Source organism: Bradyrhizobium ottawaense, from assembly GCF_002278135.3.
Lineage (GTDB): Bacteria > Pseudomonadota > Alphaproteobacteria > Rhizobiales > Xanthobacteraceae > Bradyrhizobium > Bradyrhizobium ottawaense.
Map to the genome: position 1 here is coordinate 5,079,932 of NZ_CP029425.2, position 20,443 is coordinate 5,100,374.

At 63.9% G+C, this 20,443-nt stretch carries 19 protein-coding genes; 9 read left to right on the forward strand and 10 right to left on the reverse strand.

Annotation, left to right across the window (positions count from 1 at the left end; genetic code table 11):
* Nucleotides 1–69: 69 nt before the first annotated feature.
* Together CIT37_RS24455 and CIT37_RS24460 are read right to left on the reverse strand one after the other, a co-directional pair.
* Nucleotides 70–768 carry a phosphatidylserine decarboxylase gene (locus CIT37_RS24455; RefSeq protein ID WP_095425873.1) on the reverse strand — a complete coding sequence of 233 codons (699 nt, stop codon included), beginning with the start codon at nucleotides 766–768 and terminating at the stop codon, nucleotides 70–72.
* 78 nt (nucleotides 769–846) lie between these two features.
* Nucleotides 847–2,805, reverse strand: a complete 1,959-nt coding sequence (locus CIT37_RS24460) for an ABCB family ABC transporter ATP-binding protein/permease (RefSeq protein ID WP_095425872.1) — start codon at nucleotides 2,803–2,805, stop codon at nucleotides 847–849.
* A 201-nt stretch (nucleotides 2,806–3,006) separates the two neighbouring features.
* Here CIT37_RS24460 and CIT37_RS24465 point away from each other — a divergent pair, with 201 nt between their 5' ends.
* Nucleotides 3,007–3,612, forward strand: a complete 606-nt coding sequence (locus CIT37_RS24465; protein WP_026202462.1) for an LOG family protein — start codon at nucleotides 3,007–3,009, stop codon at nucleotides 3,610–3,612.
* A 4-nt stretch (nucleotides 3,613–3,616) separates the two neighbouring features.
* Here the strand turns inward: CIT37_RS24465 and CIT37_RS24470 are convergent, their stop codons facing one another.
* From CIT37_RS24470 to cysS, 4 genes are all read right to left on the reverse strand, one after another.
* The gene (locus CIT37_RS24470; protein WP_028145268.1) at nucleotides 3,617–3,994 is read right to left on the reverse strand and encodes a VOC family protein; all 378 of its coding nucleotides are present in this window, start codon (nucleotides 3,992–3,994) and stop codon (nucleotides 3,617–3,619) included.
* 49 nt (nucleotides 3,995–4,043) lie between these two features.
* Complete coding sequence (gene cimA / locus CIT37_RS24475; RefSeq protein WP_095425871.1) at nucleotides 4,044–5,642, reverse strand: citramalate synthase; 1,599 nt, start codon at nucleotides 5,640–5,642, stop codon at nucleotides 4,044–4,046.
* Nucleotides 5,639–6,130: a GNAT family N-acetyltransferase gene (locus CIT37_RS24480; protein ID WP_161966472.1), complete on the reverse strand. Its 492-nt coding sequence runs from the start codon at nucleotides 6,128–6,130 to the stop codon at nucleotides 5,639–5,641. The genes cimA and CIT37_RS24480 overlap by 4 nt, the downstream gene beginning before the upstream one ends.
* Nucleotides 6,131–6,245: 115 nt before the next feature.
* Entirely contained in the window at nucleotides 6,246–7,628 is a 1,383-nt protein-coding gene (gene cysS / locus CIT37_RS24485) for a cysteine--tRNA ligase (RefSeq protein WP_028145271.1), read from the reverse strand.
* 290 nt (nucleotides 7,629–7,918) lie between these two features.
* Here cysS and CIT37_RS24490 point away from each other — a divergent pair, with 290 nt between their 5' ends.
* Both CIT37_RS24490 and CIT37_RS24495 read left to right on the forward strand, forming a co-directional pair.
* Complete coding sequence (locus CIT37_RS24490) at nucleotides 7,919–8,224, forward strand: hypothetical protein (RefSeq protein WP_028145272.1); 306 nt, start codon at nucleotides 7,919–7,921, stop codon at nucleotides 8,222–8,224.
* Between the two features lie 182 nt (nucleotides 8,225–8,406).
* Complete coding sequence (locus CIT37_RS24495; protein ID WP_095425869.1) at nucleotides 8,407–9,591, forward strand: DUF2865 domain-containing protein; 1,185 nt, start codon at nucleotides 8,407–8,409, stop codon at nucleotides 9,589–9,591.
* Between the two features lie 214 nt (nucleotides 9,592–9,805).
* On the opposite strand, the gene CIT37_RS24500 is transcribed toward CIT37_RS24495, so the two are convergent.
* On the reverse strand, nucleotides 9,806–10,711 hold the full coding sequence (locus CIT37_RS24500) for a DUF2189 domain-containing protein (RefSeq protein ID WP_095425868.1): 906 nt from the start codon (nucleotides 10,709–10,711) through the stop codon (nucleotides 9,806–9,808).
* A 532-nt stretch (nucleotides 10,712–11,243) separates the two neighbouring features.
* On the opposite strand from CIT37_RS24500, the gene CIT37_RS24505 reads away from it, so the two are divergent.
* From CIT37_RS24505 to CIT37_RS24525, 5 genes are all read left to right on the forward strand, one after another.
* The gene (locus CIT37_RS24505; protein ID WP_028145275.1) at nucleotides 11,244–12,077 is read left to right on the forward strand and encodes a cytochrome c oxidase subunit II; all 834 of its coding nucleotides are present in this window, start codon (nucleotides 11,244–11,246) and stop codon (nucleotides 12,075–12,077) included.
* Nucleotides 12,078–12,156: 79 nt separating this feature from the next.
* Nucleotides 12,157–13,935, forward strand: coding sequence for a cbb3-type cytochrome c oxidase subunit I (locus CIT37_RS24510; protein WP_095425867.1), 1,779 nt, complete (start codon nucleotides 12,157–12,159; stop codon nucleotides 13,933–13,935).
* Complete coding sequence (locus CIT37_RS24515; RefSeq protein WP_095425866.1) at nucleotides 13,932–14,636, forward strand: cytochrome c oxidase subunit 3; 705 nt, start codon at nucleotides 13,932–13,934, stop codon at nucleotides 14,634–14,636. The genes CIT37_RS24510 and CIT37_RS24515 overlap by 4 nt, the downstream gene beginning before the upstream one ends.
* Before the next feature lie 14 nt (nucleotides 14,637–14,650).
* Nucleotides 14,651–15,373 carry a heme-copper oxidase subunit III family protein gene (locus CIT37_RS24520; RefSeq protein WP_095425865.1) on the forward strand — a complete coding sequence of 241 codons (723 nt, stop codon included), beginning with the start codon at nucleotides 14,651–14,653 and terminating at the stop codon, nucleotides 15,371–15,373.
* A gap of 9 nt (nucleotides 15,374–15,382) precedes the next feature.
* Nucleotides 15,383–15,775 carry a cytochrome C oxidase subunit IV family protein gene (locus CIT37_RS24525; protein ID WP_028145279.1) on the forward strand — a complete coding sequence of 131 codons (393 nt, stop codon included), beginning with the start codon at nucleotides 15,383–15,385 and terminating at the stop codon, nucleotides 15,773–15,775.
* A 23-nt stretch (nucleotides 15,776–15,798) separates the two neighbouring features.
* Here CIT37_RS24525 and CIT37_RS24530 read toward each other — a convergent pair whose 3' ends face one another.
* The 3 genes from CIT37_RS24530 to CIT37_RS24540 are packed head-to-tail and all read right to left on the reverse strand — an operon-like array spanning nucleotide 15,799 to nucleotide 19,319.
* Nucleotides 15,799–17,556, reverse strand: coding sequence for an NAD+ synthase (locus tag CIT37_RS24530; protein ID WP_095425864.1), 1,758 nt, complete (start codon nucleotides 17,554–17,556; stop codon nucleotides 15,799–15,801).
* 16 nt (nucleotides 17,557–17,572) lie between these two features.
* Complete coding sequence (locus CIT37_RS24535) at nucleotides 17,573–17,926, reverse strand: diacylglycerol kinase (RefSeq protein ID WP_028145281.1); 354 nt, start codon at nucleotides 17,924–17,926, stop codon at nucleotides 17,573–17,575.
* A 4-nt stretch (nucleotides 17,927–17,930) separates the two neighbouring features.
* A complete protein-coding gene (locus CIT37_RS24540) occupies nucleotides 17,931–19,319 on the reverse strand; it encodes a class II 3-deoxy-7-phosphoheptulonate synthase (protein ID WP_095425863.1) in 1,389 nt (462 codons plus the stop codon).
* A 180-nt stretch (nucleotides 19,320–19,499) separates the two neighbouring features.
* Here CIT37_RS24540 and CIT37_RS24545 point away from each other — a divergent pair, with 180 nt between their 5' ends.
* Nucleotides 19,500–20,396, forward strand: coding sequence for an alpha/beta hydrolase family protein (locus tag CIT37_RS24545; protein WP_095425862.1), 897 nt, complete (start codon nucleotides 19,500–19,502; stop codon nucleotides 20,394–20,396).
* Nucleotides 20,397–20,443: the final 47 nt, after the last annotated feature.

Consider the following 20,443-nt stretch of genomic DNA (forward strand, 5'->3'; position numbering starts at 1 on the left):
GGCGAGATATAGCAAGCCGCGTCTCCCTCCGCCATTGCGGCGGAAGGCCCCCACAGACCCACTTATTGGTTAATTGGCGCGGTAGGCGCGGCTGGGGTCGTCTCCGGAAAGATCGGCCAAAATCGTCTCGCCGGCGATCGCAGTCTGCCCTTCCGAGACCAGCGCCTTGGTCCCCACAGGCAGATAGACATCGAGCCGGGAGCCGAAGCGGATCAGGCCGAAGCGCTCGCCGGCGCCGATCGCCTGGCCCTCCCTGACGAAGCAGACGATGCGCTTGGCGACGAGCCCTGCGATCTGCACCACGCCGATCCGCGCCGTCGCCGTCGAGATGACCAGCGAATTGCGCTCATTGTCCTCGCTGGCCTTGTCGAGCTCGGCATTGATGAACAAGCCGGGCCGGTAGGCGATGCGGTCCACCCTGCCCGCTACGGGAGCGCGGTTCACGTGGCAGTTGAACACGCTCATGAAGACCGAGATGCGCGGCAGCGGCCGGTCGCCGAGCCCGAGCTCGGCCGGCGGCAGCGCCATGGTGATCATCGAGACGCGGCCGTCAGCCGGCGACACCACAAGCCCCTCGCGCACCGGCGTCACACGGACGGGGTCGCGGAAGAACAGCGCGCACCACACGGTCAGGATCGTGCCGATCCACCCCAAAGGCGACCACAGCCAGAACAGGACGAGGCTTGCCAGCGCAAAGCCGCCGATGAAGGGATAGCCCTCCTTGTGGATCGGCGGGATCTGACGCTGGATCGAATCGAGAATGGACATCGGTATCTGCCGCTCGGGGTTAATGGCACGGGTCGTCGCGCGGGCCTGTTTAGGCCAGAGTTGGGACCGGAGACAAGGTCACTCCGCTGCCGCAGGCGCCGTCAGGGCGTCATCGACCGGCGGCGGCTCCCGGTTGGGGGCCTCGCTGGTATCGGCCATCTTGGCCAGTTTCTCGCGTGCCGCCTCGGCCTCACGCTGCCTGTTCCACATGCTGGCATAGAGACCGCCATGCGCGAGCAGCTGGGCGTGGGTCCCCCGCTCGGCAATGCGGCCCTGATCCAGCACGATGATCTCGTCGGCCCCGACGATGGTCGAAAGCCGGTGCGCGATCACCAGCGAGGTGCGGTTCTTCGCCACGCGGTCGAGCGCGCCCTGGATCTCGTGCTCGGTATGGGTATCCAGCGCCGAGGTCGCCTCGTCCAGCACCAGGATCGGCGGCGCTTTCAGGACGGTGCGCGCGATCGCGACGCGCTGCTTCTCGCCGCCGGACAGTTTGAGCCCGCGCTCGCCGACCTGGGTCTCGTAGCCCTTGGGCGCCATGCGGATGAAATGGTCGATCTGCGCCAGCTGCGCGGCCTCTTCGACTTCAGCGTCATCGGCGTCCCAGCGACCGTAGCGGATGTTGTAGCGGATGGTGTCGTTGAACAGCACGGTGTCCTGCGGCACCATGCCAATGGACGCGCGCAGCGAATCCTGCGTCACCGCGCGGATGTCCTGGCCGTCGATCAGGATCTTGCCGCCGGAGACGTCATAGAGGCGGAACAGAAGGCGCGAGATGGTCGACTTGCCTGCGCCCGACGGGCCGACGATGGCAACGGTCTTGCCGGCCGGCACCTCGAAGCTGATGCCCTTGAGGATCGGGCGGGTCGGCTCATAGGCGAAGCGCACGTCCTCGAAGCGCACGGTGCCGGCGGAGACGACCAGCGGCATTGCATCGGGCGCGTCCTTGATCTCGGCCTCGCGGCCGATCACGCCGAACATCTTCTCGATGTCGATGATCGCCTGCTTGATCTCGCGATAGACCATGCCCATGAAGTTCAGCGGCTGGTAGAGCTGGATCATCATGGCGTTGACCAGCACGAAGTCGCCGACCGTGTTGGTGCCGTTGCGCACGCCGATCGCGCACATCAGCATGGTCGCGGTCAGCCCCAGCGTGAAGATCACGGCCTGGCCGGTGTTGAGCACCGCGAGCGAGGTGTAGGTGTGAACGCTCGCCTCCTCGTAGCGCGCGACCGACTTGTCGTAGCGCTGCGCCTCGCGGGCCTCGGCGCTGAAATACTTCACGGTCTCGTAGTTGAGCAGCGAGTCGATCGCCTTGGTGTTCGCCTCCGTGTCGGAATCGTTCATCCTGCGGCGGATGCCGATGCGCCACTCGGTCGCGATGTAGGTGTAGTACATGTAGAGCGTGACCGTGATCAGGGTGGCGACCACGTAACGCCAGTCGAACTGCCAGAGCAGCACGGCCATCAGCAGCGAGACCTCGACGATGGTCGGGATCAGCTGCAGGATCACCATGCGCACGATGACCTCAATGCCCTCACGCCCGCGCTCGAGCACGCGCGTCAGGCCGCCGGTCTTGCGCTCGAGGTGGAAACGCAATGACAGCTCGTGCATGTGGACGAAGGTGATGGTGGCGAGCTTGCGCACCGCATGCATGGCCACGCGCGCGAAGATGCCGTCGCGCCATTGCGTCAGCAGCGCCATCAAAATGCGCATCGCACCGTAGCTCACGGTCAGCAACAGCGGCGAGGCGATCACCCAGAGGTGCCAATTGTCCGCCTGCACCGGCGCCGTGTTGGCGCCGGTCAGCGCGTCCGTCGCCCATTTGAAGCTGAACGGCACCGTCAGCGTGATCAGCTTGGCAGCGAGCAGCAGCACAAGCGACCACACCACGCGCATCTTCAGGTCGAAGCGGTCGCCCGGCCAGATATAGGGCCACAGATGCGCCAGCGTTCCCATCAGCGTCGCCCGCTCCGGTGGTCCGCCGGGAGGAGGATCGGGAACGTCGGCGCCGTCGAACGATTGAGGTTGGTCCATCAAAAAGCCTGAAAGCCCGCCGGATGCGGGCGTCGCTGCGATCTACGATTTTCGCACGTCATATAGAGCCTTCCCGATGCCAGCGCACCCCGCCAGATGGCGATTCTTTGATTGTTTGCCGTCGTTTACCAGTAGATTTCCGGGAGTATCGAATCACCGATTGGGCTTGACGCCTCTTCGCTGCAATGCATCATGGCACCAATGAGCACGATCAAAACTGTCTGTGTCTATTGCGGCTCCGGCCCCGGAACCAATCCCCGCTTCACCGAAGGCGCCAAGGCGTTCGGCAAGGCGCTCGCCGAGAACAACGTCCGGCTCGTCTATGGCGGCGGCTCGCTCGGCCTGATGGGCTCGGTCGCGACCTCCGTGCTCGATCACGGCGGCACCGTCACCGGCATCATCCCGGAATTCCTGCGGATGCGCGAGAACGCGCTGACACGCGTGCAGGAGATGATCGTCACCCCCGACATGCACGAGCGCAAGCGCTTGATGTTCGAGCGCTCCGACGCCTTCGTGGCGCTGCCCGGCGGCGTCGGCACGCTCGAAGAGCTGGTCGAGCAATTGACCTGGAAACAGCTCGGCCGCCACGCCAAGCCGGTGCTGCTCGCCAACATCGACAATTTCTGGGAGCCGCTGTTCTCGCTGCTGTCGCACATGCGGCAGACCGAGTTCATCCGCGCCGGCCTTTCGGTCGACATCCTCAAGGCCGATCGAGTCGAGGACATCTTGCCGAAGCTGAAGGCGGCCGCAGCCCAGATCGACGAGGCCGAGAAGAAGCTCGCCCCGGAAGTCGCGCGCAAGCTCTGACGTCCTACTCGCTCGGAAACGTCACCGCCTCGATCCGGTTACCATCGGGGTCGGTGACGAAGGCCGCGTAGTAGCGCACGCGATCATGCGGACGGATGCCGGGCGCACCGTCCGAAGCGCCGCCGGCGGACAGCGCTGCGGCGTGAAACGCATCGACCTCGCTTGTCGTCTTCGCCCGCAGGCAGATATGAACGCCGCTTTCGGGCGGCACGCGCGGCATGGCCTCGCGTAGATTGATCCAGAATTCCGGATAGGCCTTGCCGAAACCGACCGTGCGCGGCCGCGTGACGAGGCGCGAAAGGCCGAGGGCGGCGAGCGTTGCCTCGTAGAATTTCGCGGCGCGATCGAGATCGCTGACGCCGACGGAGATGTGGTCGATCATGCCGTACTCCCTCCCCTCGCAATGACGGCGTTTGTGGCCACGCCGTCGCTTACGCCGGCGCGCCCGACTTCACGAGCTTGTAGATCACCGAATCCATCAGCGCCTGGAACGAGGCGTCGATGATGTTGGGGGAGACGCCGACCGTGGTCCAGCTGTCGCCGTTCTCGTCCTCGCTCTCGATCAGGACGCGCGTGACCGCGCCGGTGCCGCCGTTGAGGATACGCACGCGGTAGTCGATCAGCTTCAGCCCCTCGATGTATTTCTGGTACTTGCCGAGGTCCTTGCGCATGGCGACGTCGAGCGCGTTGACGGGACCGTTGCCTTCGGCAGCCGAGATCAGATGCTCGCCGGCGACGTCGACCTTCACCACGGCCAAAGCGACGGTGACGCGTTCGCCATGCGAATTGTAGCGCTGCTCGACATTGACGTCGAACTGCTCGACCTCGAAATAATGCGGCACCTTGCCGAGCGTGCGGCGCGCCAACAGCTCGAACGAGGCGTTGGCGGATTCATAGGCGTAGCCGGCCGCCTCGCGCTCCTTCAATTCCTCGACGAGGCGTGTCAGCTTCGGATCGCTCTTCTCGTAGGGAATGCCGGCGCGGTCGAGCTCGGCGATGACGTTGGAACGTCCGGCCTGGTCCGAGACCAGGACCTTGCGGTGGTTGCCGACCGTCTCCGGCAGCACGTGCTCGTAGGTCTGCGGGTCCTTCAGCACCGCGGACGCATGGATGCCGGTCTTGGTGACGAAGGCGCTCTCGCCGACATAGGCCGCATGCCGGTTCGGCACCCGGTTGAGCATGTCGTCGAGCGTGCGCGAGACCTTGACAAGCGTCGCCAGCTTCTCGGCCGTGACGCCGATCTCGAGGGCGTCCGAAAACTCCGGCTTCAGCTTCAGCGTGGGGATCAGTGAGCAGAGATTGGCGTTGCCGCAGCGCTCGCCAAGGCCGTTCAGCGTGCCCTGGATCTGCCGCGCGCCTGCCCGCACCGCGGCGAGAGAATTGGCCACCGCCTGCTCGGTGTCGTTATGGGCGTGGATGCCGACGTGGTCGCCAGGGATGTGTTTCGTCACTTCAGTGACGATGGCCTCGACCTCGTGCGGCATGGTGCCGCCATTGGTGTCGCACAGCACCACCCAGCGCGCGCCGGCCTCGAAGGCGGCCTTGGCGCAGGCGAGCGCGAAGCTCGCATCTTCCTTGTAGCCGTCGAAGAAATGCTCGCAGTCGAGCATGACCTCGCGACCGGCGGCCTTCGCGGCCGCGACGCTGTCGCGGATCGAGGCGAGGTTTTCTTCCTTCGTCGTCTCCAGCGCGACGCGCACCTGATAGGCGGATGCCTTCGCCACGAAGCAGATCGCGTCGGCCTTCGCTTCCAAAAGCCCGGCCACACCGGGATCGTTCGAGACCGAGCGCCCGGCCCGTCGCGTCATGCCGAACGCGGTGAAGCGGGCATGGGCGAGCTTGGGCTTGCTGCAGAAGAACTCGGTGTCGAGCGGATTGGCGCCGGGATAGCCGCCTTCGACATAGTCGATGCCGAGGTCATCGAGCATCGCGGCGATGACCTGCTTGTCGGTCAGCGTGAAATCGACGCCGTTGGTCTGCGCGCCGTCGCGCAGCGTGGTGTCGAACAGATAAAGGCGCTCCCTATTCATTGCGGTACTCCGAGCGTCTTCTTCATGGTGGTGTTGGCAAGCCACTCGTCGTTAATCGTGATGCTGTTACGCTGCATGGCGACGTAGCCGCGCTTGGCGAAAAAACCCTGCGCGGTGTCGCTGGCATCGACCGAGAGGTTTTGCGCGCCGCGGCCGCCTGCAAGCTTTTCCAAAGCGTCGACCAGCAGGGTTGCGATGCCCTGCCCGCTGACGGCCGGATGCACGTAGAGCATGCGGATGTGGTCGGTACCGCGCAGCGAGGCAAAGCCAACCGGCGAACCATCGAGCGTCGCGATCAGCGTCAGGTCGGACGCGAGGTGCTTGCCGAACTCTTCGCTGTCCGCCGCTTCCATCCAGGCCTGTTGCTGCGCCTCACTATAGTCGTCGCCAGTCAGCTCCTCGATGCTGGCGGCGAAGATCGCAGCAAGAATTGGCACGTCCGCCGGCAGGAACGGCCGCAAGCCGGGCTTTGGCAAAGTCTGTCCCATCGTCCTCACCACATCCCATAAAGCTTGAGCACCAGCGCCACGGCACCAGCGAGCAGCGCGATCTTCAGCGCGATGTAATAGAGCCAGTGACGCGGGAAAGGCGTGTCGGGCCGTTTCATCGCGAAAACTCCCAGGTGGTGCCGTCCTTGGAGTCCTTGATCGCGACGCCCATTGCAGCAAGCAGATCGCGAATGCGGTCGGATTCCTTGAAGTCCTTGCGGCTACGGGCCGCCGTCCGCTCTGCGAGCAGGCGCTCGACCTCCTTGGCGTCGACGCCACTCGCCTGCTGCTTGCGGCCTTCCCACTGCGCGGCGCTCTCGGACAAGAAGCCGAGCAGGCGCAACGAGCCCGCCAGGGCACCCACGTCACCTCCACGCAGGCTGTGCAGCGCCGCGATCGCCAGCGGGGTGTTGAGATCGTCGAGCAGCGGCTCGACCACGGACGCAGCCGGCTCGCCGGGTGCGACGTCGGCCGCGACGCGATACCAGTCGTCGAGCGTCTTGGCGCTCTCCTCCAGCGACTTCATGGTCCAGTCGATCGGCGAGCGGTAGTGCGTCTTGAGCATGTTCAGGCGCAGCACCTCGCCAGGCCAATCCGCGAGCAGCTCATGGATGGTGATGAAGTTGCCGAGGCTCTTCGACATCTTCTCGCTTTCGACCTGCAGGAAGCCGTTGTGCATCCAATAGTTCGCCATGCGCTGCTGGTGGAAGGCGCAGCAGGTCTGCGCGACCTCGTTCTCGTGATGCGGAAACACGAGATCGATACCGCCGCCATGGATGTCGAAATGCTCGCCGAGATGCTTCCAGGCCATGGCCGAGCACTCGATGTGCCAGCCCGGACGCCCCTCGGCCTTGATACCGGCCGGTGACGGCCATGACGGCTCGCCCGGCTTGGACGGCTTCCACAGCACGAAATCGGTGGCATCGCGCTTGTAAGGCGCGACATCGACGCGGGCGCCGGCGATCATCTCGTCGAGCGATCGCTTCGACAGCGCACCGTAGCGGGGCAGCGAGGAATTGGCCGCGTTCATCGCCTGCGGCGAGAACAGCACATGGTCCTCGGCGGCATAGGCAAAGCCGCCCTTGATCAGCCGCTCGATGATCTCGCGCATCTCGGCGATATGCTCGGTCGCGCGCGGCTCGACGCTCGGCCGAAGCGCGCCGAGCGCGTCGACGTCGGCGTGAAACTGCCTGCCGGTCTGCTCGGTGACCTTGCGAATGGCCTCGTTCAGCGGCAGGCCCGGGAAATCGCGCGCGGCGCGGTCGTTGATCTTGTCGTCGACGTCGGTGATGTTGCGGACATACTTGACGTGCGCCTCGCCATAGAGGTGGCGCAGCAGCCGAAACAGCACGTCGAACACGATCACCGGCCGCGCATTGCCGATATGGGCGAAGTCATAGACGGTCGGCCCGCAGACATACATGCGGACGTTCTCCGCATCGAGCGGCGCGAAGATGCGTTTTTCCTTCGTCAGCGTATCGTAAAGGCGCAATTCCATATGGATACCCGTCGGCTGTTGGCCGGGCGTCCGAGGCTCTCAATGCTTTTTGAGAAAAGACGGCTCCAGCCAGCGAATCGCTAGCTCGTAATCTCGCGGCAAATGGCGCAAATGGCGAGGAGACCGTTCATGCGGCCACATATGGGCTATGAGGCGGCCCCGCGTCAAGGGAGCCGCGAAAATGCCGTTTTACGTCCGCAAAGCGCGCCGCCGCCGGGATCGTTCATGATCCTTAACTATTTGAGTCCATTTTGGAACCAGATTGTTCCTTTTTGCCTCCCGGTATTTTCATGCGATCCCTGCCCGCGCTCATTCTCAGCGCCTCGATTCTCGCGACATCCGGCGCCTGCGCCGAGACCCGCGTCTTCATCATCGCCAACCAGGCTGACGGCTACGGCGTCGATCAGTGCCTGGCCAAGGGCGAGAAATGCGGCGCCTCCGTCGCCCGCACCTACTGCCAGTCACGAGATTTTGCCCAGGCATCAAGCTATCGCCGGGTCGACCCCGACGAAATTACCGGCTCTGTCCCCAAATCCGGCGCAAACTGCTCCCATGGCCATTGCGACGAATATGTCGCAATCACTTGCCAGCGCTGAATTCGCTCGGAGCTGGCGCAGCTTAGGCCCGGTCCATTGGCCCCCAAAACGACGTGACGATGCCGCGGGAAGCGGCTATTGGGAGGGCGCGCTTCGGGGCCCAAATTGCTTCGGCGTCCAAGTCGCTTCGGCGTCCAAGTCACTTCAGCGTCCAAGTCACATTGGGCCATGACCTCGCTAGAATGGCGGATATGCCTGAATTCCTATCCCTCTCCCGTGCTCGCTTGCTTCTTGCCTGTACCGTGCTCTTGAGCACGGCCGTGCTCGTCACCGGCGCTCTCGCGCAGGCCGGTCCGCCCGGACCGCCGCCTCAGCCCGGTCAGAACGGACTCGGGCCCAATCCGATGTGCGTGCGTTTGGAAGGCCAGCTCGCGGCGCTGGACCGCGGCGGCGGTGGTGACCCCGCGCGCGAAGACCAGATCCGCCGTTACCAGGATTCCCAGGCCAAGCAGCAGGCCGAACTCGACCGGGTCACCATGCAGGCCAAGCGCATGGGCTGCGATTCCTCCGGCTTCTTCTCGCTGTTCAACGGCCAGTCGGCCCAATGCGGACCGGTCAACACCCAGATCCAGCAGATGCGCGCCAATCTGGACCAGATCACCGGCAATCTCGAGCGCCTGCGCGGCGGCGGCGGCTTCAGCCCGGAGCGCGACAGTCAGCGCCGCTCGGTACTGGTTGCGCTGGCGCAGAACAATTGCGGCCCGCAATATGCCAACGCCGTGCAGTCACAAGGCGGCGGCAACTTCCTCAGCAATCTGTTCGGCGGCAACAACGCGGGCAATCCGCAAGGTGTGCCGCCGTCCGATCTCGGCCCGCCATCCGGCACCTACCGCACCGTGTGCGTGCGCACCTGCGACGGCGCCTATTTCCCGGTCTCGTTTGCAACGGTGCCGGCGCGCTTCCCCGACGACGAGAAGACCTGCAAGGCGCTCTGCCCGGCCGCGGAAGCCGTACTCTATACCCATCGCAATCCCGGCGAAGACATGAACTCCGCGGTCTCGGTCAGCGGCCAGCCCTACACGGCGCTGCCGACCGCCTTCAAATTCCGCAGCGAGTTCAACCCGTCCTGCTCCTGCAAGGCCGCAGGACAGACCTGGGCGGACGCGCTGAAATCGGCCGACGACAAGGCGGCAGCCGAGCAGCAGGGCGATATCATCGTCACCGAGGAGAGCGCCAAGAAGATGCAGCAGCAGCGGCTCAACAAGGGCACGCCTGCGAACGCCAAGAAGGGCGCAGCCCCCGCGCCGACGACGGCGAATGCACCGGCCGCGACGCCGCCGGCAGATACCGGCACGGCAGCATCGAGTTCAGAGAACAAGCCGATCCGCTCGGTCGGGCCGACCTTCCTGCCGCAGCAGCAGAAGTAAATCACCTTTTGCCCAACTGTCATGCCCCGCGACCCGGCTACGCCAAGGCTTCGCCGGGGTTTGAGGTCTTGGCGCGCCGAAGCTTCAGCGTAGGCGGCAAGCGGGGCATCCAGTACTCCGTGTCGACACTTGGCTCGCACCGGCAGCGCCGCGGCGTACTGGATCATCCGCTTTCGCGGATGATGACAACAATCAATGGGCGCAATCGCCCGTCTCACTCACCCTCGCGGCTCCACGGGAAGAGATTGGCCGGAAAGTCCGCTGCGTAGCGCCTTCCCTTCGTGGGCGGCGGCGGCGCGTCCGGTGGATTCGGATTCGGCTCGACCACCCGCCGATAGAGGTGCCAGGTGGCATGGCCAAGCACCGGCAGAACGACAGCGAGACCGACGAAGAGCGGTACCGAGCCGATCACGAGTAGCACCGCGACGATGAGGCCCCATCCGGCCATCGCAAGCGGGTTCGCCGCTACTGCTCGGAGCGAGGTACGGATCGCGTCGATCGCAGTCGCATGCCGGTCAAGCATCAACGGAAACGACACGACGCTGACACACAAAGCCACAACCGCAAACAGGAAGCCGACACTGCAACCGACGATGATGAGCGACCAGCCTTCCGGTGTCGTCAGCACGCGCGTTGCGAAGTCGGGAATGCTTGCGGCCGCCGCATGACCGAAGATTGAGACATAGATTGCGTTCGCGACACCGATCCATGCCCCGAACAGGACCAGCAGGAGCACGCCGAGTTCTACCATGGCCCCGAACGACGGTGCGCGCAGCACCTTGACCGCATCCCATGCAGCGACCTCCTCGCCGCGCTCACGACGCCGGCTGAGTTCGTAGAGACCGATCGCGGCAAACGGGCCAATCAAGGCAAAGCCGGCGGCCAGTGGAAATAGCAGCGGCAGCACCGAATAGCCGAGAACCATCCTGAACAGGACGAGACCGAGAACGGGATAAATCACGCACACGACGATCGCGTGACTCGGCATCGCCTGGAAATCTTCCCAACCCAGGCGCAGGGCCTCGGTCAGATCGGACAGGCTGATCTTGCGAATGGGATAGGAGGCCGCTTCGCCGAATACGTGCCGCCTGATGATGTCGTGGGAGTACAGAGTGGCCATGAACGGACCCTCCCGTGCTGAAAATCGCGGTTTCGATAACACGCGCTTTCCAGCCACGCGTGTCCGCCTGATGAGCAGGAAACGCGATGGGTCGAGTACGGCAACTCAGGTTCAGCGAACGAGCCTGGCCGGACGGAACCCGTCGCGACCTGCCTCGCAAAGTTTAGCGCTTGCGGCGCAAAGCTGCACTCACGGTTGAGTGAATTGTGCACCAGCACGGATTTGTGCGTTGCATCACCCAGACCCAACATGCGCGCCAGATGCTTCGTCGGCTTGCCAGCACGGCGATCACCCCACGTCGGGCACCTACCATTGCGCTATTGACGCCGGGTTAGGCTGGTATCATTTTAGAAGCAGACGCCCTTAGAGTTGATGGTCGCGAACATTCTCTTGATTTCGCGGCCGGTGGAATGGGCGAGGCAAGAGGCCGGCGATGGCATAAGTGCCAACCGAGAAAGGCCAGCCATCGCGACAGACATGAGCTCCGCCCTGGATTCGTATCCGTAGCCTTTGATGGCAAGGATGGATCAGGATGGCTGTCGCACTGATACTGCTTCTGGTCGCGATCGGCTCGGTGCTGTTTCACCTCTACAGCCCATGGTGGTGGACGCCGATCGCCACGAACTGGGCCTATATCGACCACACCATCAACATCACGTTCTGGATCACGGGCTTTGTTTTCGTCGCCGTAATCGCCTTCATGGCCTATTGCGTCTTCCGCTTTCACCACAAAGAGGGAAGACGGGCTGATTACAATCCCGAGAACAAAAAGCTCGAATGGTGGCTGAGCGTCGGGACCGGAATCGGTGTCGCGGCCATGCTGGCGCCCGGCCTCGTGGTCTGGCATCAGTTCGTGACCGTGCCTGCGGACGCCACCGAGGTCGAGGTCATGGGCCAGCAATGGCAATGGAGCTTCCGCCTTCCGGGCAAGGACGGGCGGCTCGGCACATCCGATGTCCGCAACATCGCTTCCGACAATCCGATGGGACTCAATCGCGACGATCCGCATGCGCGGGACGACGTCGTGATCGAGAACGGCGACCTGCACCTTCAACTGGGAAAGCCGGTCAAGGTTCTGCTCCGCTCGGTTGATGTCCTGCACGATTTCTACGTGCCCGAATTCCGGGCCAAGATGGACATGGTTCCAGGCATGGTGACTTATTTCTGGATCACGCCGATCCGAACCGGAACGTTCGACGTTCTCTGTGCGGAGCTTTGTGGCGCGGCTCACTATCAGATGCGGGCCAAGGTCATCATCGACGAAGAGCGTGAATATCACGCTTGGCTGGAGCAACAGAAGACGTTTGCAGAATTGTCGCCGGCAAACACCGTCGTGAAGGCGGCATATCAATCCGGCGGCAAGTAGCAAGGCGCCGCCGCGAAGATGAATCGGGTGCGTGAGACCAACTCGTCGCCCCCGATGGAAACGACCGAGGAGGTTTTCTATGGTCGATATTCCATATGAAGGGATCGCTGGCACGCCGCCTGCCGAAGTACCTGATGTCGAGCTCTATCATCCGAGGAGCTGGTGGACACGGTATGTCTTCTCGCAGGACGCCAAGGTGATCGCCATTCAGTACTCGCTGACGGCCTCGGCTATCGGGCTGGTGGCCCTCGTGCTGTCGTGGCTGATGCGACTGCAGCTGGGATTCCCCGGCACGTTCTCTTTCATCGATGCCAACCAGTACCTCCAGTTCATCACCATGCACGGCATGATCATGGTGATCTACCTGCTCACCGCGTTGTTCCTCGGCGGCTTCGGCAACTACCTGATCCCGCTGATGGTTGGCGCCCGGGACATGGTCTTCCCTTATGTGAACATGCTGAGCTACTGGGTCTATCTGCTCGCAGTGCTGGTGCTGGCCTCGACATTCTTCGTGCCCGGCGGCCCCACCGGCGCCGGCTGGACGCTGTACCCGCCGCAAGCAATCCTCTCCGGAACGCCCGGGCAGGATTGGGGCATCATTCTCATGATGTCGTCGCTGATCCTATTCATCATCGGCTTCACGATGGGCGGGCTGAATTATGTGGTCACGGTGCTCCAGGCACGCACCCGCGGCATGACCTTGATGCGCCTGCCCCTGACGGTGTGGGGGATTTTCACGGCGACGGTCATGGCGCTCTTGGCATTCCCTGCGCTCTTCGTTGCCTCGGTCATGCTGCTGCTCGACCGTCTGCTGGGCACCAGCTTCTTCATGCCCTCCCTGGTCGAGATGGGCCAGCTGTCGAAATATGGTGGCGGCAGCCCGCTGCTCTTCCAGCACCTGTTCTGGTTCTTCGGCCATCCCGAGGTCTACATCGTCGCCCTGCCCGCCTTCGGCATCGTCTCCGATCTGATCAGCACCCATGCGCGCAAGAACATCTTCGGTTACCGCATGATGGTCTGGGCAATCGTGGCCATCGGTGCGCTCAGCTTCGTCGTATGGGCGCACCACATGTATGTGAGCGGCATGTTCCCGCAATTCGGGTACTTCTTCGCCACCACGACGCTCATCATCGCCATCCCCACCGCGATCAAGGTCTACAACTGGGTGCTGACCCTGTGGCGCGGCGACATTCATCTCCGGGTGCCGATGCTGTTCGCCCTCGGCTTCATCATCACCTTCGTGAACGGCGGGCTCACCGGCCTCTTCCTCGGCAACGTCGTCGTGGACGTGCCCCTCTCCGACACCATGTTCGTAGTCGCGCATTTCCACATGGTGATGGGCGTGGCGCCGATCATGGTCGTGCTGGGTGCGATCTATCACTGGTACCCAAAGGTCACGGGACGAATGTACAATGACGCACTCGGCAAGTTTCACTTCTGGGTCACTTTCCTCGGCGCCTACCTGATCTTCTTCCCCATGCACTATCTTGGACTGCTCGGGGTTCCGCGCCGGTATTTCGAACTCGGAGATACGTCGTTCATCCCGTCCTCGGCCCATTCACTGAACGCCTTCATCTCCGTGGTGGCCTTGACCGTCGGCTTCAGCCAGATGGTGTTCCTCTTCAATCTTGCCTGGAGCCTGTTCAAAGGTGAGGCCTCAGGCGGCAATCCGTGGCGGGCGACGACGCTGGAATGGCAGACGCCGGAGACCCCTCCCGGGCATGGCAACTGGGGCAAGGAGCTGCCGGTCGTCTACCGCTGGGCCTATGACTACAGCGTACCCGGCGCCGAGGAGGACTTCATTCCGCAGAACCAGCCGCCGCGCGCGACGCACGTCGTTCAAGGAGCCGCTTCGTGAGTGCCGTCATCCTGTTCGTGGCTGTGATCGCGGTCGTCGCCGGATGGTGGCTGTCGCAGCAGCGGCTGACGGCCAGGCCCTGGCTGGAGGAAGGTCCGGCCGGTGACTTCCCCGGCGGCGATGCCATGACCTGGCCGGCAGCGAAGATCGGACTTGGCGTGTTTCTCGCCGTCGCGAGCGCATTGTTCGTCCTCTTCATCAGCGCCTACTCGATGCGCATGAACGTGGTGGACTGGCGGGCGCTGCCCGTGCCGCGGCTGCTGTGGTTCAACACGGGCGTCCTGATCCTGAGCAGCGTCGCGCTGCAATGGTCCTACGTGGCCGCGCGCCGAGACGATGCTGAAGGCGTCATGATCGGCCTGCTCGCGGGCGGCGCAGCTGCCGTGATCTTCCTCGGCGGACAGCTTCTGGCCTGGCAACAGCTCGGTGCGGCCGGATATTTCGTGGCGTCCAATCCGGCGAACTCCTTCTTCTACCTGTTGACCGCAGTGCACGGGCTGCATCTGTCGGGCGGTCTGGTGGCTTTGGGCCGAACCTCGACCAAGATGTGGCGTGGCGCCGGGATCGCCGACATGCGCTTGAGCGTGGAACTGTGCGCCATCTACTGGCACTTCCTGCTGCTGGTCTGGCTTGTGTTGCTCGGGCTTCTCACGGGCTGGACCGACGATTTCGTCAACGTCTGTCGCCGATTGCTGAGCTAGGGAGGCGTGACCAGATGGCCGAGACTGTGCTGACAAATCCGGGCCATTCGACTGCGCGGCTTGAAGGCTGGCGCGGCATCGCCGCCGACTGGGCGTCCGATCAGCGCGCCTTCAAGAACGTGTCCTGGGGCAAGGCCATGATGTGGATCTTCCTCCTCAGCGACACCTTCATCTTCAGCTGCTTCCTGCTCTCCTACATGACGGCGCGCATGTCGACGACCGTGCCGTGGCCGAATCCCAGCGAAGTCTTCGCCCTCAATATCGGCGGCAACCACATCCCCCTGATCCTGATCGCCATCATGACCTTCGTGCTGATCAGCAGCAGCGGAACAATGGCGATGGCGGTCAATTTCGGCTACCGCCGCGATCGCGTGAGAACCGCAATCCTGATGCTGGTCACAGCGGCATTTGGCGCAACATTCGTCGGAATGCAGGCGTTCGAATGGACCAAGCTGATCATGGAGGGCGTTCGCCCCTGGGGCAATCCGTGGGGCGCGCCGCAGTTTGGTGCGAGCTTCTTCATGATCACCGGCTTCCACGGCACCCACGTGACCATCGGCGTGATCTTCCTGATCGCCATTGCGCGGAAGGTCTTGCGCGGCGACTTCGATGTCGAAAGGCGCGGCTTTTTCACAAGCCGCAAGGGCTATTACGAGATCGTCGAGATCATGGGCCTGTACTGGCACTTCGTCGATCTCGTGTGGGTGTTCATCTTTGCATTCTTCTATCTTTGGTGAGGTCGGCGCATGACAAACGCGACAATACATATGGAAGGACAGCTCCACGCTCCGGCGCATGGCGCAGTCGCAACAGGAGCCGTTCACGCCAAGGGTCAACAGCACCCGATCAAGCTCTACCTCGTGGTCTGGGGCTGGTTGTTTGTCCTCAGCACGTGCTCCTACCTCGTCGACTATTTTGGCCTGCACGGCTACCTGAGGTGGTCGCTGATCCTGCTGTTCATGATGTTGAAGGCCGGCCTGATCGTCGCCGTCTTCATGCACATGGCCTGGGAGCGACTGGCCTTGGCCTATGCAATCCTGCTGCCGCCGATCGCGGTATTGGTATTTGTGTCGATCATGGTGCTCGAATCCGAATACACCCACTTGCTTCGGGTGCTGTTCTTCGCAACCCCGTCGTAGCACCGGCAGGCCCAGTCTCTAAGTCAGCCCTCGAACGCGTCGATCGACGCCTTGCTGCCGCGCGAGACCAGCGTCTCGTCCCCGGCGGGCAGCCCCTCGCCCTTGTCGCGAAAGCGGTTGGTGATGGGATAGCGGCGGTCGCGGCCGAAATTCCTCGGCGTCACCTTCACGCCGGGCGCGGCCTGGCGGCGCTTGTATTCGGCGACGTTGAGCAGATGGTCGATGCGGGTGACCGTTTCGCGATCGAAACCGGCCGCGATGATCTGATCCAGCGGCTGCTCGCGCTCGACAAGACGCTCCAGGATGGCATCGAGCACCTCATAGGGCGGCAGCGAATCCTGGTCGGTCTGGTTCTCGCGCAGCTCTGCGCTCGGCGGCCGTGTGATGATGTCGGGCGGGATCACCTCGCCCGCCGGCCCGAGCGCGCCATCGGGCTTCCAGCCGTTGCGGAGGCTTGCCAGCCGAAACACCTGCGTCTTGTAGATGTCCTTGATCGGGTTGAAGCCGCCGTTCATGTCGCCATAGAGCGTGGCGTAGCCGACCGACATTTCGGACTTGTTGCCTGTCGTCACCACCATCAACCCGGTCTTGTTGGAGATCGCCATCAGGAGCGTGCCGCGGCTGCGGGCCTGGAGGTTTTCCTCGGTGATATCGGGCGGCAGATTCTTGAAGAGGCCCGAGAGGATGGTCTCGAACCCGGTCACGGCCTCCGCGATCGGCAGCACCTCATAGCGGATGCCGAGATGGCCGGCGAGTTCGCCCGCATCGGCGATCGAGTGTGCTGCGGTGTGGCGATACGGCAGCATCACGCCATGCACCTGATCGGCACCGAGCGCATCGACCGCGATCGCCGCGCAGAGAGCCGAGTCGATGCCGCCGGAAATGCCGAGCAGTACGCCGGGAAAACCGTTCTTGGCGACATAGTCGCGCAGGCCCAGCACGCAGGCGGCGTAGTCGGCCTTGTCGCCCTCGGGTTGCTCGGCGATCGGTCCCGTGCAGCGCCAGTCGTCGCCGTTGCGGATGAAGCGCAGCGTGACGATGCTCTCCTCGAATGCCGGCAATTGCGCGCCGAGCGAAAGATCGCCGTTGAGCGCGAAGGACGCGCCGTCGAACACCAGTTCGTCCTGACCGCACACCTGGTTGAGATAGACCAGCGGCAGCGCGCTTTCGGTCACGCGCGCCACCGCGACCGACAGGCGCACGTCGTTCTTGTCGCGGGCGTAAGGCGAGCCGTTCGGCACCAGGATGATCTCGGCGCCGGTCTCGGCCAGCGTCTCGACCACGTTCTCGTAATCCTCGGACTCTTCCAGCCAGATGTCCTCGCAGATGGGGACGCCGATGCGCACGCCGCGCACAGTCACGGGCCCCGCCGCCGGGCCGCGCGCAAACAGCCGCTTCTCGTCGAACACGCCGTAGTTTGGCAGATTGCATTTGAAGCGAAGTGCGGCGATGCGGCCGCCGTCGAGCAGCGCGCAGGCATTGTAGAGTTTGCCGTCTTCGACCCAGGGCGTGCCGACCAGCATGGCCGGCCCGCCATCGGCGGTCTCTCGGGCAAGTGCCTCGATCGCGGCGCGGCAGGCCGCCTGGAAGGCCGGCTTCTGCACGAGGTCCTCCGGCGGATAGCCGGCGATGAACAATTCCGGAAACAGCACGAGATCGGCGCCGTCGGCGATGGCTCTCGCGCGCGCATTGCGCGCCTTGGCGGCGTTGCCCTCGATGTCGCCCAGGGTCGGATTGAGCTGGGCGAGCGTGACCGCGAATGCTTTGAGACGTTCGGTCATGGCCGCCGCGCTCCGATCAGATAAATCCCAGTCGCTCGATGATGGCGATGATCCAGAACGCGCCGGCCATCAGCAGCGCGACGCCGACGGCGGCCGAGCCCATGTCCTTGACCCGCCCGATCTGCTTGTCGTGATCCATCGTCAGCCGGTCGGCAAGCTTTTCGATCGCGGTGTTGAGCAGCTCGACCGTCAGCACGAACGCAACCGAACAGACCAGCTCGACCGCGCGCATCGCGGTCGCGCCGATCAACCAGGCCAGCGGCAGCGAGGCGAGGAGCGCAAAAATCTCCTCGCGGACGGCCTGCTCCGATCGGAACGCAAAGGCCAGACCGTTACGGGAATTGATCGTGGCCTTCCAGATCCGCAGCAAGATCCTAGAGCCCCGCTGCGGCCGGCATCGGCGTGGCCTTGCCCGCGCGTTCCTGCTTGAGGAGCTCGGCGATCAGGAAAGCCATGTCGATGGATTGCTCGGCATTGAGGCGGGGATCGCAGACCGTGTGATAGCGGTCGTTGAGGTCCTCGTCCGTGATCGCGCGGGCGCCGCCGATACACTCGGTGACGTCCTGCCCGGTCATCTCCAGATGCACACCGCCGGCATGGGTGCCTTCGGCGGCATGGATCGTGAAGAAAGACTTCACCTCAGACAGAACCCGGTCGAAGGGGCGCGTCTTGTAGCCCGAGGTCGAGGTGATGGTGTTGCCGTGCATGGGGTCGCACGACCAGACCACCACTTTGCCCTCGCGCTTCACGGCGCGGATCATGTTCGGCAGATGCTCGCCGACCTTGTCCGAGCCGAAGCGGCCGATCAGCGTCAACCGGCCCGGCTCGTTGTCGGGATTGAGCACGTCGATCAGCTTCAACAGCTCGTCGGGCTTGAGCGACGGGCCGCATTTCAGCCCGATCGGGTTCTTGATGCCGCGGAAATATTCGATATGGCCGTGATCGAGCTGGCGGGTGCGGTCGCCGATCCAGATCATGTGGCCGGAGGTCGCGTACCAGTCCCCGGTGGTGGAATCGACGCGGGTCATCGCCTGCTCGTAGCCGAGCAGCAGCGCCTCGTGGCTGGTGTAGAAATCGGTGGCGCGAAGCTCGGGATGGGCCTCGAGATCGAGGCCGCAGGCGCGCATGAAGTTGAGCGCATCCGAGATGCGGTCGGCCAGCTCCTTGTAGCGGCGGGACTGCGGCGAATCCTTGAGGAAGCCGAGCATCCACTGATGCACGCTGCCGAGATTGGCGTAGCCGCCGGTGGCGAAGGCGCGGAGCAGGTTCAGCGTCGCCGCCGACTGGCGATAGGCCATCAGCTGGCGCTGCGGATCGGGCACGCGCGCTTCCTTGGTGAAAGCGATGTCGTTGACGATGTCGCCGCGGTAGCTCGGCAGCTCGACGCCATTGATCTTCTCGGTCGGCGAGGAGCGCGGCTTTGCGAACTGGCCGGCAACGCGCCCGACCTTCACCACCGGCACCGCGCCGGCGTAGGTCAACACCACGGCCATCTGCAGCAGCACGCGGAAGAAATCGCGGATGTTGTTGGCGCCGTGCTCGGCAAAGCTCTCGGCGCAGTCGCCGCCCTGCAGCAGGAAGGCCTCGCCGGCCGCAACGCGTCCCAGCGCCTTCTTCAGGTTGCGCGCCTCGCCGGCGAACACCAGCGGCGGAAAGGTCGCAAGCTGCGCCTCGACGTCGGCCAGGGCCTTGGCGTCGGGATAGTCGGGCACCTGTAGCACCGGCTTGCTGCGCCAGGACTCGGGCGTCCACCGCTCGGACATCGCAATCTCTCCGTGAAGCAAAAAAGTGCAACCTGATCTGGGGGTTGCGAGGGCCGCCTTATACACAGGCTGGCACGACATCGCCAGTTGTAAATCCATTTGGTACTGCAAACCCTTGCGGGGAAAGCCAAATTCGCATTTGCTGGGAGGGCGAGGCAACTGGCAGGATACCTTGCGCCCATGGACGCGGCACTGGACGACGTTTTCGTCGACGAGATCAACTTCCCGGCGACCGACGGGTATGCCCTGGCCGGCACCCTGTTCCTGCCGCGCGGCACCAAGCGCCATGCCGTGCTGATCAACTCGGCAACCGCCGTTCCGCGCAAGATCTACCGGGGCTTTGCCTGCTATCTCGCCCATCGCGGCTGCGCGGTCCTGACCTACGACTATCGCGGCATCGGCGATTCCCGGCTGCCGGCGATGGTCGGCTACAACCAGCCGAAATCGCTGGTCGGCTTCAGGGCCTCGATGTCGGATTGGGCCGCGCTCGACGTCACCGCCGCGGTCAGCTGGATGCGGGAGCGGTACAACACCCTGCCGCTGGCCTATGTCGGCCATTCCTTCGGCGGTCAGGCGCTGGGGCTGATCGCCAACAACAGCGAAATCTCGCGCGCCGCCTTCGTGGCCTCGCAGGCCGCGACCTGGCGGCTGATGACCTCGCCGGAGAAATACCGCGTCTTCGCCTTCATGAACCTCATTGGCGTACCGCTCGCCCATACGCTCGGCTATGCCCCCGGCTGGGCCGGCGTCGGCGAGGATTTGCCCAAGGGCGTCTTCCTGCAATGGGCCGAGTGGGTCTCGAGCCCCCGTTATCTCTTCGATTCCAAGCTGCCGGCGCTGGAGAATTTTGCGAAGTTCAAGGGCGAGCTGCGGGCGCTGTGCTTCTCAGATGATCCCTGGGCCACGCGGCCGGCGGTCGAGCTGCTCGCGAGCGGGTTCACCGCGATCAAGCCGGAGGTGCTCAACGTCAAGCCGTCCGAGGTCGGCGCCAAAGGAATAGGCCATTTCGGCTTCTTCCGCCCCGAGCACCGCGACACGCTGTGGCGAGGCGTCGCCGAATGGATCCAGGGGGACTGAGACACGCCTTCGCATCCTCGCGGCGCATTTCGCCCGAGCTTCCGGAA

Bases quoted from the DNA above. Each gene is read 5' to 3' on its own strand.
- CIT37_RS24505 (WP_028145275.1), top strand. From the start codon at position 11,244: ATGGCTGTCGCACTGATACTGCTTCTGGTCGCGATCGGCTCGGTGCTG.
- cysS (WP_028145271.1), bottom strand. From the start codon at position 7,628: ATGGAATTGCGCCTTTACGATACGCTGACGAAGGAAAAACGCATCTTC.
- CIT37_RS24510 (WP_095425867.1), top strand. From the start codon at position 12,157: ATGGTCGATATTCCATATGAAGGGATCGCTGGCACGCCGCCTGCCGAA.
- CIT37_RS24495 (WP_095425869.1), top strand. From the start codon at position 8,407: ATGGCGGATATGCCTGAATTCCTATCCCTCTCCCGTGCTCGCTTGCTT.
- CIT37_RS24465 (WP_026202462.1), top strand. From the start codon at position 3,007: ATGAGCACGATCAAAACTGTCTGTGTCTATTGCGGCTCCGGCCCCGGA.
- CIT37_RS24530 (WP_095425864.1), bottom strand. From the start codon at position 17,556: ATGACCGAACGTCTCAAAGCATTCGCGGTCACGCTCGCCCAGCTCAAT.
- CIT37_RS24545 (WP_095425862.1), top strand. From the start codon at position 19,500: ATGGACGCGGCACTGGACGACGTTTTCGTCGACGAGATCAACTTCCCG.
- CIT37_RS24470 (WP_028145268.1), bottom strand. From the start codon at position 3,994: ATGATCGACCACATCTCCGTCGGCGTCAGCGATCTCGATCGCGCCGCG.
- CIT37_RS24520 (WP_095425865.1), top strand. From the start codon at position 14,651: ATGGCCGAGACTGTGCTGACAAATCCGGGCCATTCGACTGCGCGGCTT.
- cimA (WP_095425871.1), bottom strand. From the start codon at position 5,642: ATGAATAGGGAGCGCCTTTATCTGTTCGACACCACGCTGCGCGACGGC.
- CIT37_RS24490 (WP_028145272.1), top strand. From the start codon at position 7,919: ATGCGATCCCTGCCCGCGCTCATTCTCAGCGCCTCGATTCTCGCGACA.
- CIT37_RS24460 (WP_095425872.1), bottom strand. From the start codon at position 2,805: ATGGACCAACCTCAATCGTTCGACGGCGCCGACGTTCCCGATCCTCCT.
- CIT37_RS24455 (WP_095425873.1), bottom strand. From the start codon at position 768: ATGTCCATTCTCGATTCGATCCAGCGTCAGATCCCGCCGATCCACAAG.
- CIT37_RS24480 (WP_161966472.1), bottom strand. From the start codon at position 6,130: ATGGGACAGACTTTGCCAAAGCCCGGCTTGCGGCCGTTCCTGCCGGCG.
- CIT37_RS24525 (WP_028145279.1), top strand. From the start codon at position 15,383: ATGACAAACGCGACAATACATATGGAAGGACAGCTCCACGCTCCGGCG.
- CIT37_RS24540 (WP_095425863.1), bottom strand. From the start codon at position 19,319: ATGTCCGAGCGGTGGACGCCCGAGTCCTGGCGCAGCAAGCCGGTGCTA.
- CIT37_RS24500 (WP_095425868.1), bottom strand. From the start codon at position 10,711: ATGGCCACTCTGTACTCCCACGACATCATCAGGCGGCACGTATTCGGC.